General features: G+C 49.9%; 10 protein-coding genes and 1 pseudogene. 10 read left to right on the top strand and 1 reads right to left on the bottom strand.

Going from position 1 to position 13,552, the window contains the following annotated elements; translation table 11 throughout:
- The first annotated feature begins 48 nt into the window (after positions 1-48).
- On the top strand, positions 49-498 hold the full coding sequence (locus ACHZBF_RS13955; protein ID WP_273438188.1) for a CopD family protein: 450 nt from the start codon (positions 49-51) through the stop codon (positions 496-498).
- A gap of 119 nt (positions 499-617) precedes the next feature.
- Positions 618-935 (top strand): Grx4 family monothiol glutaredoxin, encoded by a 318-nt coding sequence (gene grxD / locus ACHZBF_RS13950; protein ID WP_029132076.1) that lies wholly within the window; start codon positions 618-620, stop codon positions 933-935.
- Positions 936-1,172: 237 nt separating this feature from the next.
- Here grxD and rnt read toward each other — a convergent pair whose 3' ends face one another.
- Positions 1,173-1,835, bottom strand: a complete 663-nt coding sequence (rnt, locus tag ACHZBF_RS13945) for a ribonuclease T (protein WP_321528779.1) — start codon at positions 1,833-1,835, stop codon at positions 1,173-1,175.
- 188 nt (positions 1,836-2,023) lie between these two features.
- Here rnt and ACHZBF_RS13940 point away from each other — a divergent pair, with 188 nt between their 5' ends.
- From ACHZBF_RS13940 to ACHZBF_RS13905, 8 genes and pseudogenes are all read left to right on the top strand, one after another.
- Entirely contained in the window at positions 2,024-2,905 is an 882-nt protein-coding gene (locus ACHZBF_RS13940; protein ID WP_321528778.1) for a TraB/GumN family protein, read from the top strand.
- Between the two features lie 119 nt (positions 2,906-3,024).
- Positions 3,025-3,747 carry an MlaA family lipoprotein gene (locus tag ACHZBF_RS13935; RefSeq protein WP_321528777.1) on the top strand — a complete coding sequence of 241 codons (723 nt, stop codon included), beginning with the start codon at positions 3,025-3,027 and terminating at the stop codon, positions 3,745-3,747.
- A gap of 466 nt (positions 3,748-4,213) precedes the next feature.
- On the top strand, positions 4,214-4,543 hold the full coding sequence (locus ACHZBF_RS13930) for a sulfur globule family protein (protein WP_029132081.1): 330 nt from the start codon (positions 4,214-4,216) through the stop codon (positions 4,541-4,543).
- 163 nt (positions 4,544-4,706) lie between these two features.
- Positions 4,707-5,270, top strand: a complete 564-nt coding sequence (locus ACHZBF_RS13925; RefSeq protein ID WP_084609693.1) for a sulfur globule family protein — start codon at positions 4,707-4,709, stop codon at positions 5,268-5,270.
- A gap of 108 nt (positions 5,271-5,378) precedes the next feature.
- Positions 5,379-5,884 (top strand): annotated as a pseudogene (locus ACHZBF_RS13920) (transposase family protein); the annotation flags it as partial.
- A 352-nt stretch (positions 5,885-6,236) separates the two neighbouring features.
- Positions 6,237-8,855: a PDZ domain-containing protein gene (locus ACHZBF_RS13915; RefSeq protein WP_321528776.1), complete on the top strand. Its 2,619-nt coding sequence runs from the start codon at positions 6,237-6,239 to the stop codon at positions 8,853-8,855.
- A 45-nt stretch (positions 8,856-8,900) separates the two neighbouring features.
- Positions 8,901-11,234, top strand: coding sequence for a hypothetical protein (locus ACHZBF_RS13910; RefSeq protein WP_321528775.1), 2,334 nt, complete (start codon positions 8,901-8,903; stop codon positions 11,232-11,234).
- Complete coding sequence (locus ACHZBF_RS13905; RefSeq protein WP_321528774.1) at positions 11,234-13,525, top strand: hypothetical protein; 2,292 nt, start codon at positions 11,234-11,236, stop codon at positions 13,523-13,525. The genes ACHZBF_RS13910 and ACHZBF_RS13905 overlap by 1 nt, the downstream gene beginning before the upstream one ends.
- The last annotated feature ends 27 nt before the right edge of the window (positions 13,526-13,552 follow it).

Raw genomic sequence — 13,552 nt, 5'->3', positions numbered from 1 at the left:
CAGGCGGTAATTGATTAATATTTCACCAAGGATTGAGGGATACAGGTTATGTTTTCAGCCATTTTAACGTTACATCTGCTGGGCGTGGTGGTCTGGGTTGGCGGTATGTTTTTTGCCCACATGGCGCTGCGGCCGGCGGCTATCGAGGTGCTGGAACCACCGCAGCGGCTACCCCTGATGAAGCGTACTCTGGATCGTTTCTTCCCTTGGGTCTGGGTTGCCATCGTTCTGATACTGGCCAGCGGATATGGTATTTTGCTTGGGATACTGGGCACTCAGGCCGGCATCCATGTGCACATCATGCACGCCATTGCCCTGATTATGGTGGCGGTGTTCTGTTATATCTACTTCCTGCCGTACAAACAGATGGGGCGAGCCTTGCGGGATGGAGACCTCCCCGGGGCAGGTGCGCAGCTGGTGATTATTCGCCGGATGATCGGTATTAATCTGGTGCTTGGATTGGCCACTACGATCATTGGTACTGCCAAGCCATTTTGATCCGTCGGGTCGGATAATTGGAACATGCCGCGCACTGCCGGGGGGTGGGTGCCGGTCTTGAAATTAACCATGGGTGACCCAATATGCCGCCCAGAGTGAGTTTAACATAGAGGTGAATGATGGACGTTTTGGAGCGAATCAAAGAGCAGGTTGAGAACAACCCGATAGTGCTTTATATGAAGGGGACTCCGCAGTTCCCCCAGTGTGGGTTCTCATCCCGCGCCGCGGCGGCACTGCAGGATTGCGGCGTAGAGTTCGCTTACGTCAATGTGCTGTCGGACCCGGAGATTTTTGAGAATCTTCCCCGTTATGCCGATTGGCCGACTTTTCCGCAACTCTATATCAAGGGTGAACTGGTGGGCGGGTGCGACATTACCCTGGAACTGCACCAGACTGGCGAGCTGCAGAAAATGACAGCAGAGGCCGCCGGCAAGTAAACGCCGATGGCCGAAAAAAAGGCTCCGCCCCGAAGCCAGAAAAACCGGCGCGCAGTACTGCGCAGCCGGTTTTTTATCCAGGGATGGAGGAGGTAGAGCGAAGCACACCGCCAGGGAGGGCGGTGGTAGACAGCGTCGGGAACTGGCTGTCGAGGAAGCCAGAGCCGAGGGATGTGCGGGAGCGTATTTATCCGGGGATGGAGCGATAGTGAGGATTCCTGGGAACGGGGAGGGGATCTATCCCGGAATGATCGTTTTGCCCTCCTGCAGCCAAGGATACTCGGTGGCCTGCTGTTGCCACTGATTGACTATCCGGCAGAACAGCTCTGCAGTCTTCTCGGTATCATATATGGCCGAATGGGCCTGAGTATTATCCCACTCCAGACCGGCTGCCATGGCGGCTTTTGCGAGCACGGTCTGACCGAAGGCCAATCCCGAGAGTGACACCGTGTCAAAGGTGCTGAAGGGGTGGAACGGGTTGCGTTTGATGCCGGCGCGTGCCACCGCCGCATTCAGAAAACCCAGGTCGAAAAAGGCGTTGTGGCCGACCAGGATCGCACGATTGCAGCCGCTGGCCTTAACAGCCTTGCGAATCGGCGTAAAGATCTCGTTCAGTGCCTGCTGTTCCGGCAGCGCATTGCGAAACGGATGATCAGGGTCGATGCCGTTGAATTCCAGCGCTTTGGGTTCCAGGTTGGCTCCGGGAAAGGGCGCGACATGGCGGGCGTGACAAGGCGTGGTGTGGAGTCGGCCGCTTTCATCCATGACCAGGATGACGGCGGCGATCTCCAGCAAGGCGTCTGTCTCGGCGTTGAAGCCGGCGGTCTCCACATCAACAACCACGGGAAGAAAACCACGAAAGCGTTGTGCGATGGCCGGATTGAATGGGTAGTCGGTCATAGCGGCACAGGATAAAGGAATCGGCCCCGGTTTTCGATCAGAACATCCAGTGATCGCGAAAATGGCGGCCCATATCCCGGCGGGTTTTATTCGGAATGGTGGTGTTAAGGAAAATCCTCGGCATCAGTTGCTCCGAGCGCCTATCCTGATTCATAGAGGTGACCCGGATAGCGATAGGAAGTAATTGTATGAAACGGCAGTTTTGCAGCCTGTTGATGCTGTTGATGGTGTTTGCTGCCTGGATGGCGCCCGCCTGTGGCGACGAACTCCCCTTCGGGCAAGGAGTGCTGTTCCAGATTGAGAAAGACGGGGAGTCTGCCGGCTATCTGTTCGGCACGATACATTCCGAGGATCAACGGGTGCTTGCCTTGCCTGAGCCGGTGGAGAGGGCGTTTATCGAGTCGCCCCGATTGTACGTTGAAGTGGATATGGATGCCGCCAATATGCTTGCCTCCGTAGCGGGTATGCTACTGGATGACGGGAGAGAAATAACCGACCTCCTTGAGCCATCCCTGTATCAACAGACGGTGAGGGCCGCTGCACAACGGGGTCTTCCCGAGGTGGCGCTGCGACACTACAAGCCCTGGGCTCTGGCGATGCTGCTGAGTCTTCCGCCTGCCGAAACAGGACGATTTCTTGATCTTGTGCTCTATCAGCGGGCCCGGACGCTAAATAAAGAGGTCTCAGGCCTCGAGACAATTCGCGAGCAGATGGACCTGTTTGACACCTTGTCCGAGGATGAACAGATTAATTTGTTACGTGATGCGTTAAATAATCTTGATCAGCTGCCGACAATCTTTCAGGCGCTACTCGAACGCTACCTCAAGCAGGACCTTCAGGGATTGGTGGAGATCAACCAGCAGTTGCTCGATTCGAGTGCCTCGGAACTGGCTGATCGGTTCCAGGTCAAGGCGGTTGACGAGCGGAATCAACGTATGGTTGAGAGGTTGGTAGCGCCTCTGGCACAGGGTGGTGCTTTTATTGCGGTGGGTGCCCTGCATCTTCCGGGTGAACAGGGCATGCTAAGGATGCTGGAAAGGCGCGGGTACCGGATCGTCAGAAAATACTGATAATTCAGTTTATGGGTGTGCCATATAGTCAGATATGATAAATTCCGCCTCTGTTTGGGGAATCTTCTGTACAAAATCTGATATAAGTCAAACGAGTTGATCTGTTAAGGATAAGAAAAATGAAGGGTGAGCGTCTTTTCAGGCAGTTGAGAGTTACACTGCTTACGCTGATGACGGTTGTACTGTCCGGCTGTGCAACGACGGGTGATTATCAGGATCCACGTGATCCGATTGAAGGCTTCAACCGGGCGATGTACTCGTTTAATGACGGGCTGGATAATATCCTGATGAAACCGTTGGCCAAAGGGTACAAGGCGATTACCCCTGCTCCGGTGGACACGGGCATCAGCAACTTCTTCGGCAATCTGGCTGATGTCGGCTCTGCGATCAATAACCTGTTGCAGTTCAAACTGGAGCGTGCCGCCACTGATGTAGGGCGGGTTCTGGTCAACTCCACCATCGGACTGCTCGGCTTCATTGATGTAGCCAGCAATATGAATATGCAGAAGTATGGAGAGGATTTCGGCCAGACCATGGGCGCCTGGGGTATGGATCCTGGCCCCTACATTGTGCTGCCGTTCTTCGGTCCGAGTAACGGACGCGATACCGTGGGTCTGGTTGTTGACTGGTATACCGATCCGGTGCGTTATGTTAAACCCAACCACTGGCGCTACAGTCTGATCGGTTTACGGGCCATTGATACCCGTGCGGATCTGCTCAGTGCCAGCCGGGTGCTGGAGGAAGCGGCCCTGGATCCTTATGAATTCCAGCGCGACGCTTATCTGCAGAAACGTCGCCATGACGTCTATGATGGCGCACCCCCTCCAGAACCGATGGAATAAAGCCGCCAATAATCCCGAAGCCCCTTCGATCCAGAAGGGGTTTTTTTTGGCTCTGACATTCCCCCAATTATGTGTTGGCTTGGCTTGGCTTGGCGATTCGCCCGGTAGGAGCGGCGCCTCGCCGCGAATTCGGCCCGGGGCGGGCCGCCTGCAGGTCAAACCCCTCTCCGGCGGCCAAGCGTAGCGGTAGGCGTGGCTTCAGCCGCGAATTTTGCGGATAAATCCGCTTCTACAAAAAGCCCACCTCTCATACAACGGGTAACTGGGACAGAGCCTTTTTTATGTGTGAAAAGAAAATGTGATCGGTATCCCGGAATTGAATAAATAAAAATATTTTATATATAGATAATTATTTACAATTATGCTGTTTAAGTAAATTCTAATATTCTTATCACCAAGAAAGCAATGCAGTAATCAGGCTTTCTGTTGGAGATAGAAACGAATTCAAATTTACGGAGAGTTTACGATGAACAAAATTGTTAAAGCTGCCGCAATCGCTGCCTTGTTGGCTTCTTCTGCTTCTGCTTCCGCCTGGTGGGGTGGTCCTTGGGGCGGTGGTCCCTGGAATGGCATGGGTGACGGTTTTGGTGATGGCGCTGGTGACTTCAACATGAATTTCAGTGGTCGCAGCAATGTCTACGGAACCGGCAGAGGCTACGGTTATAACAATCCGTACTACGGCTATGCGCCCTATGGCTACGCCCCCTATGGTGCTCCCTATGGCTACGCCCCGTACGGTTATCCGGTTGCGCCGGTAGCCCCTCAGGCTGCCCCTGCCCCCGCCCCTGCGAAATAAGTTAGGGTCGAGAGACAGATAACCCTCCAGGGAAGGGTGAGGTACAGGGACGTACCCGATTACTTTAAACAGTCCTTTTCACGCGCGGCACGATCTGGAGTTTCAAGGGGTCACTGCAGGCAGCGGTTGGGGGTTGAGTGTAAACAACGGAAGGATTTTGATTATGAAAAAGATTGCTACTCTGGTCGCGGCTGCGGCTCTTTCAACGGTATCCATGACTGCCAGTGCCTGGTGGGGCGGACCGTTTAATGGTCTGGGCGATGGCTTCGGAAATGGTGATGCTTCATTCAGCATGAATTTCAGCGGTCGCAGTCGTTTTTCAGGCTATGGTGATGGCTATGGTTATAACCAGCCGTACTATGGATATCCTTACCAGGGTGCCTACGCCCCGGTCGCTCCGCTGACCGAAGATCAGCAGCAAGCGATGGAGCAACAGCAACGGGCCTTTGCAGAACAGCAGGCCAAGGCGATGCAGGATGCTGTGGAGGCGCAACGCAAATTTGCTGAAGAGTTCACCATGCAGCCTCAGCCGTTTGTTGCACCTGATGCAGCCCAGTTCGAACTTCCTGCCGATATCCAGGCCCGTCGTGACGAGATGCAGAAACAGATGGAGGCTCGTCGCGCCGAAATGATGAAGCGCGTCGAGGCACAGCGTGCTTCTGCCAAAGCGCAGCAGGATGCCGTACGCAAGGAGATGGAAGCGCGTCATACCGCCCGCGATATCTGATTCCGCACCAGCCGCAGGGGCCACTCCCTGTAGCGACATCCATGAAGCACCTGCAGTGATCACTGCAGGTGCTTTTTTTGTACCGGGATGAACTGATGAGCACACTGCATCCTGACCGAAGCCCAGGTTGCCGCATTGGAACGCAAGAAACATGATGTTGTGGCCTGCGGTGAGATTGAAGCGGCACATCCTGGCTGTCTGGGATCGCAAGATACCCCCTGCGTAGGAACTTTCAAGGGTGGTGGCCGCATCTATCAACAAACCTTCATTGATACCTGCCTCAAGATTGCGTTTGCCAAGCTGTATGCGACCAAACTCCCATTACAGCAGCTGGCATGCTCAATGACAGGGTGCTGCCGTTCTTTGAGCATCAAGCGCTACCCATGCTGCGAATACTCACCGACAAAGGTACAGCATATTGCGGTCGAGCGGATCAGCATGACTACCAGCTGTATTTGGCCCTTAATCACATCAAGCACACCAATACAAAGGTTCGGTCACCACAGACCAATGGAATCTGCGAGTGCTTTCATAAGACTATCTTGCAGGAGTTTTACCAGATGGCTTTGAGAAAGAATATCTACACTGATTTGGCATCGTTACAAGCTGACCTGTTAGCTTCGAGCGACTTTTTCGTACTACTACACCTGTTTCTTCAGCCTACCTGCTTTGTATCCATGTTCGGCGGATGTTTGGGGGATAAACCTCTTTTGGGCCGTTTCCGTTCAACATATCGAACCCGCACTTCGTCTTCAGCCGGACTAATTGATTAGCATGCCGTAGATATTGTTGACTTATTCCCAAATAAAACACTCTACCTTTGTGTTTTAAGGCCATTAGCAATGCTTTTTATAGCAGGATACAATTACCACAATAAAAACGAATGAATGTTGATGTGATCCTCGTTTCTTTATCTGACCTGGTTGCACTACAAATAGCATTCCGCAACCTGGACGGGGGCAATCAATGAAGCAATATAACTATATGCTGGGCGTTGTGGGTGTTGTAACAACGCTGCTCGCACCTTACGTGGCGAATGCCGATGGGATGATTGATTGGAGTGCTGAATCTTCCGGCCAGCGTACATCCAGTACGCCAAATATTCGCAAATGTGATGACCAGCCCGGCGTTAGAATGGGTAAGAAGTGGAACTGGCACTATCCCAAAGAGACCCCCAAAATCAGGAACGGCAATAAAGCACTGCTGTGTAAAAGCGGCAAGAAAGGCATCCTCTATACCCGCAGCGACATTGAAGGAAAGTACTTCGTTACCAATGCCAAGTACTTGAAGGTCACCCCTCTAATGGATTCGGCATGCGCAGCGATAAAGCGTTATTGTGATCCCCAGGTCATTGAACAGCAACCCATTGAAGTGCCGGATTATAAGGGTGACATCACCTACCAATTACCATCTGGCATCTATAAACAGAGTGATATCCAACAGCTTGCCACAGGGCAGATGCAAAATAAGGCATTGCGAGCCGTGTTCGAACGTAGCGGCTGGATTAAAAACGGCGGCGTTGTATCCATGAACGATTTGCCCAACAAAAAGGCCACAGTTACGGCGCTTGCAGGATTGTTGAATGGTGATCGGGAGGTGATGAGCATCATGAGGCTTGATCATGGCGGTCCAGCTCAGTCGGTGCTGGTCACCTGGGATCTCGCAACTGAGCAGTTGATACGCATGGTGGCACTGCCGCCTAAGGTAATTGGGACAAACGTGGTTACTCCTGATCTTCGTACCATTTTTGCTGATGACTTCAGGGTTAAAGGGAAGAGAAGCTTTGCTCTATTTGATACGCGAACAGGCAAGTTGGCTCGTGTGATATACAAGCGCCCTGCAACTGATCCGGTTATCAGTCCTGATGGCCAATATGTCGCCGCACTAACAGGTGAAAAACCAGCAAAAGGTCAGCTGTCCAATAATTACTGGCGGGTATGGCGGACGTCTGATGACAAGGAGATGGCAAGCTTTTCCAGTATGGAGGCCTGCCATGGTCATCGGCATCTAATACAGAGAAACTTTACTTTTTCTCCCGATTCATCAACGTTCTATATTGGCTGGGACTGTGGCAAATCAACCACCGAGGATGATGACTATTCCAATGGAAAAAATTATGGATGGTTAGGCAGTACCAAGACCTGGCAGGCAGCGAGAGTCGAGGAATTCGATGATGTGATTGGGGAAGGTTCATTTTCAGCGGATGGCAAGCTACTGGTTACCTATGACAAAGGCTATGATCTGGACAGCAAGACACAGGATAAATTTTCTCACTGTAAAGGTGGTCGTAGAAAACTTGGTAAGGTGATCACTGGTACACCTCTGCATTTATACCTGGCGGATAGCAAGTATGAGTTTCGAACGGCGTTAAATAATAAGTGTCACGTTGTTACAAGTGGCCCGATTAGTTTCAACTCAGGCTACAACCGGGGTGTGTTGTTAACAGAAGACCGTAAACGCATTGTTAGCCTGAAAATGAAGGATAACTCGGCTTCAATTGAAGTATTTGATATCGATTTTCCAGACGCCAATACTTTGAGTAAAGTGCAGGATAGTGCACGAGCAGGTGCCAAACGTGACAAAGCAGCAGCAGAGATTGCCGCGGAGCATGATCGCGTTTCGGCGGAAGCCCAAAAACTGTATGACGCGGGTTTTGTTGAACAAGCAATGGATCTGTATGATGAATATTCTCAGCGGCCAGACACACCTCCCAGTTCAATAGCCGCTAGCGCGGCGATACTCTGGGCTAAAAAATTGCCTCTTGAGCGCGTCGGTAAAACGCTGCTGTATTCGTATAGAAAGCAGATTTCTCAGCCGGTGAAAGCGGGTGATGGATTTACCAACGATGATGACATCAGTTTACCAGAAGGGTTTTCGGTTAAACGGGTGTTTCCTGGAACCAACGCAGAAGCAGCTGGTCTTCGAAATGGCGATATTGTGCTCGCGTTGAATGGGGTCAAGGTAAATAGTGGTGATGAGTATGGTGCGATTTTACGTACGCATAAACCCGGCGACGTCATAGAGCTGACTGTGTCACAAGACCAAGTCCGTAAAAAACTAACAATCGCACTGGATGAGGCGTTACCAAAGGCAGGTGGTGTCTGGGCTGTTTTTAACCTGCTTGAGTACGGCATGGTGGCGGCAGCAGCAGGGCATCCAGAGTTGACGTTGGATGCAGCCAACGAAGCACAGCGTGTTGTAGATAAGTACAAGTCATCTATAAACGGAGAGATGATCAAGTCCTTCATTACCGCACTAAAAGCACTCCATATGGCAAGCAAGGGGAATATAGATGAAGCTTACGCCTATGCTGTTAAAGAAGGTGGTTTTGTTACGGGTGATTTTAAGCTGCTAAGCACCTTATACATGGGAAGTAACTCTTATGCACACTTTTGGACGCCACTCTACAGGGATCGTAAAAAATTGGCCTATCTGTTGAAAACAGAGGAAAGTAAGTTACCAGAAACGCCGGCCTATACGTTTGGCAATCAACCCTATCCAAACCTGAAGGGGCAGCTGGCCAAAAAACCAAGTAAGAAAAAGAGTCCACCAAAGAAACCAAAAGTCACTGTTTTAGATGACTGATATACGAACGCTTTGGTTAAATACTGCTTATCGCTTGGTAATTGAATGAACTTAAAAAAAGCTTTTTCAGTCATCTTTTTTGGGTTGATATTAGCTGTCATGCTTACGCCCGCAAGCTATGCCGCAGATGACAAAGCACTCAATGATTTCAAACAAGAGATCGCGGGGTTGAACAAGGATTTGGATCGCCTCTTTGGCCGTTTTCAAGAAGCGTTTAGCTATGAGGTTGGCATCCTCAGGTTGCGGGCGAAGGAGAAAGCACAATTCTGGCGTGAAACCGGCTTGCTGGAAGATGATTTTAGCTTATTCGAGCGTTTTCGCGGTCAGTTCGCCACTGTACACATGGTAATGGGCTTGGATTTCTCCAAAGTTCATGGTGCTTATGCCATCTTGCAGCGGCAAATTCACGGTATGCAAATCGTTGCCACCGGGCGATTGTATAACGGCGAGGATGCAAAACCCGGATCAGGAAAAGATAAACCTGAGATAACACGCGATGCCAGCGGCAATCGCTATGACATGAATGAACGGATTAATGTCGATAGCCAACGCAACGAATTGTCCCACAGCTTATTAGCCGTTTACCTCAGTGCATTAGCTTCAGAAACCCCAGCAGAAGGCGAGCAGGAGATGAAAGCTTTCGCCACGGTGTTACAGAATCTTGGCGATGCTAACCGCGAACTGATTCTTGATGAAGTAACCAAGTTACAGATTCAAGAAGAGAAGATGCTATTAGAGCTGATCCCCCTTTTTGGTGATGCGATTGGCCTTGCTGAAACCTATCAGGGTGAAGATATCTGGGGTAAGAAAATGACCTGGGTAGATTATGGTTTAGCCATAATGACGGTATTCTCTTCGGTTGGTGATGCGGCAGATATTGCGAAACTGACCAAGCGTTTCCCTAAGAAGATGGCTCAACTCCAATCTAATTTAGCTTCTGTTCATGGCATGGCAAAAAGAATGCCCCCAGATGAATTACGAATGCTAGCGAAGAACTACCCGGCCGAATCATTAGAACGCATGATGAATGTTGATCTTCATCAGCTGTTGGCTGGTAGTGAAAAGGTAGAGAAAATTAATGGCCGGAAGGTCAGTGAGCTGCCTGTAATTAAACTAACGGGTAGCCAGCGGTTTGATGATGTTGTCGATACAGCTAATCTACGGGCCATGTCATTGGCGCGTAACTCCATTGCAGAGCAACAGTCCGCTGTGAGCATCATCAATAACCTAACTGAGGCACGCCGCAGCGAAGTGCTCACTGCGGCAACAGAGAAGCTTACCCAATCAGCACCTGCACTCGATGTCCGACTGTTAGCCAACCCTGATCAAATGAGCACCGCAGATTGGGATAATCTGCGTCGGTCTATGCAGCATCTTGAACCGGCTAGGCAAGCGGAACTTGAAAGAGCCATCCGACAGCCCGAGCTTTTGCCTGATTTTATCGAAGCAGAGACAGGTATCCCCATTGGGTCCCTGCAAATCAAAGCTGATGCCATCGGAGAAGGACAATACGTAGCTTATCGCAAGGCTAATGCGGGTGGCTTGCGATTAATGAAGCGGGCACCAGATGAAAATTTTGCCGGTGTTGTAACCAAGCACAAGGACATTAAAGGTAAGAGCGGTCCCGGAGGGCTCATCCCGTTTGACCAGGAATTCAGCAAAATGTCCGCTCAGCTGGATAGGGCAGAAGCGAGTGGCGCTACCGAAGAAATCGCTGAGATACGTGCCGCGATACGAAAATCTGATCGTGGTATCAGACAATTACTCGGGCGAGGTGGTGTGAGCCTGAGTACCCGCCTGGAAGGGCGTGATGTTATTGCCGTAACGCGCAACACAAATGGTGTGAATCAACGTTCTTTGGTTACTCGTGATCCAGTAAGTGGTGCGTATTATGATATTGAATCCGGGCTGCAGATTGACGCGAGCACGATAACCGTCATTACCTCTAAAAAGGGCAAGATGAAGAAGGTCCCCATTCTTGTCGATAGCAGGGGGCGTGCTTATCTCGCGGATGCTGATCCGCATATTATTGGCACAAGAAATTCAGCAGATCTTGTAGATGATTCCCACGTTAATGGTTTCATCACGCGTACTGAACAAGAGCTGATAGATACGCAGAACCGAGCATTACGTGAAGCGGGTGCACCTGTCCTGACACAGCATGGCGCCCAGGTGAGAGCCTATGGTCTCGATCTTCCTGTTGATGAGACGTTCTACGTGATCGAACAGGGCGGCAGAATTCGTTTCATTAAGCAGGATAATCTACCTGATTTAGTTCACTATCACCGGCTGAATGGTACAGTTGCCCCGATTGACCCCAGTTGGCAGTGGGGTGGTTATAACGCCAATGGTTTTGAAATTTCTCGTGGAGCACAATAATGAGAAATTTCTGTATTAAATTCCTGTCGCTCGTTTTTCTTTTATTGTGCAGTTTACCAATAGCCTCCCAAGCTGAGGTTCTGGACTCAGAACAGTTAGCCAAACGGTTGACTGAACTAAGGCTGGAGTACAATAGGATCGACACGGACATCACACGCATGTCTCGTTTTATGGATAGTGTAAAAGAAGAGCGGGCGAGCATTGATACATTGGCAAAATTTCTCTACAGACTTCCCGTTGTCGCGAAAGAGATCGAAAACTTATCCAGAAAAGCAGAGGCCCTGAGCCTAAAAGGAAAGGCCTTAGCTATTAGCAGAATGTGGGCGACTGATACACTAAAGAGTTCTGAAGCGCTCGCAGTTATTCCTGAAGGTGAGGCGGCTTATCTATATCTCAATTTTGATATGCCGACGCAGTCCGAAACAGTGGATATGGTATTCACTGTAACTGATCTGAAAAGTGGCGAGAAAGTGGTCGCCCTTAACCGAACCCGACCACGCAAAGGTGAAAAGAACACCCAGCGGACTGGTATCAAAATAGAGACAGGCGATCTACAGTTAGGCGCCAGCTATGAGTGGCAAGTTGAACTGATAGCAGATAATGGTAAGACGATTTCTGAGAAATTGCGATTTGATTATGGTCAGCCCCTGATTCCCCTGGAAGCGATCACGCTCACCGCCAGCCAAGGTGATACCGGACAACCGCTGGATACCGACATCACTGATGATTTATCGATGAAATTTGAAGCTAAGGTGCCTCTTATAGAAGCGGGTGAAGGTGAAATTACCTGGCAATTGATCGGCCCCGATAAACACCCCGTCGAGTCTGCTAAAAAGGTTGAATCATTCAGTGAAACGGGGGGGAGCAAAACTTCACACTTTGAACTTCAAAGCCAGGTGTTACCCCCGGGTCAATACGCTGTTTCAGTGACGCATGTCTTGAAAGGAAATAGTAAGAGCAAAACAGAAGCCGCTTTCACGTTTAATGTGTTGGGTGCGGTCACTGTCCACAAGCTTGCAGTTTCCAATACCAAAAAGGGTGACATTACCAGTGGCACCCTCAAGGCCGGGGATTTACCCCATCTGTTTGTTCATTACACGGCACTTAAGCCCGTGAAAATGGGTTCACTTAGAATTTATGATGCCAAAAGTGGTAAGGATTACTACACCAGTGATATCACTCAGCGCGTTAAGGTTGATCGACAGCCCCACCGAATAGGTACTCGTCTGGGTGCTGATGTATTACCACTGGATCGTGAGGTTGTTTTCGAAGTTCGCTTTAATGATATGAATGGCAACGAGATTGCGGATAAACGCGCTTTTCGAATTAATCGCCATAAGCTCAACGTTAAACTGGTGAAGCAACTTAAGTCAGGAAAAGACTATCAGTTTTCAATTACGCCCCCTGCAGGTTTTATTTCACCTTATTCCGTAAAACATACCCCCCAAAACTTGCTGGTCCACGAAAGTCGTAATGACCCACTTAAAGGTTATGTGACAGGGATAACAGAGGAAAAGGAGAAATCTGCTGGCCTGAAAATTGAGCTGACCGACGCCAATGGGCAAGTGGCTGTCGCGTACAGAAAATTGGTTGTCATGGGCCTTGTCCAGAAACAGCCGATGAAACAGCCTGGCGCCATAACGACACAGAAAAGTGTCAGTGGTGATCTATTTGCATCTCTTTGGGGTTATAGGGAAGGGGATTATCTGAACGATCCCATAATAAAACAATTAGATGACCGTTATCGAAAGGAATTTGGAGGGGCCTATAATTTCGATAACTGCCTGCCTGTGATTGCAAGGCATGGAGAGGACAGCGATATTGATTCAGATCGTTTGCTTATGGGTAAACTTAAAACGTTGCGCAAGAAAATAACTAAACGAAAAACAAAATGTTCCAATGGAGAGCCTTACTATAAAATGAAGTTTTCTCTTCAGTGGAATGACTTTCCTCAAAAACCTATAAGTGGGTATAAAGACTATAGCATTAGCTATGGGGCGGGCTGTAGGCCTGCTAAGGGGCGAGAGCATCAGCATCGCTATGTTGAGTATGATGGTGGTTATTATGCTGAATTTTCTAAGACATTTACTTCAGATGATGCTGATAGTGTCATGGATATGATGGTTATGAGCTGTCTTGCCCCTTCGAGATTCCTTAAAAAATATATTCCGGAGGCACCGGCACGTGCTGTTAGGCCTATGGGCTGCACATCGGTGCCCGAGGATAGAGCAGGATTTAATTCTTACTCTTGCCGGATGCCAATATCAGAGTTGCCCCGCAAGTTATGGTAACTATCTGTATGAATTCAGGTTTAACTT

This window comes from Sedimenticola selenatireducens (genome assembly GCF_963675335.2).
GTDB lineage: Bacteria > Pseudomonadota > Gammaproteobacteria > Chromatiales > Chromatiaceae > Sedimenticola > Sedimenticola selenatireducens.
This window is presented reverse-complemented; position numbering and strand designations above follow the sequence as displayed.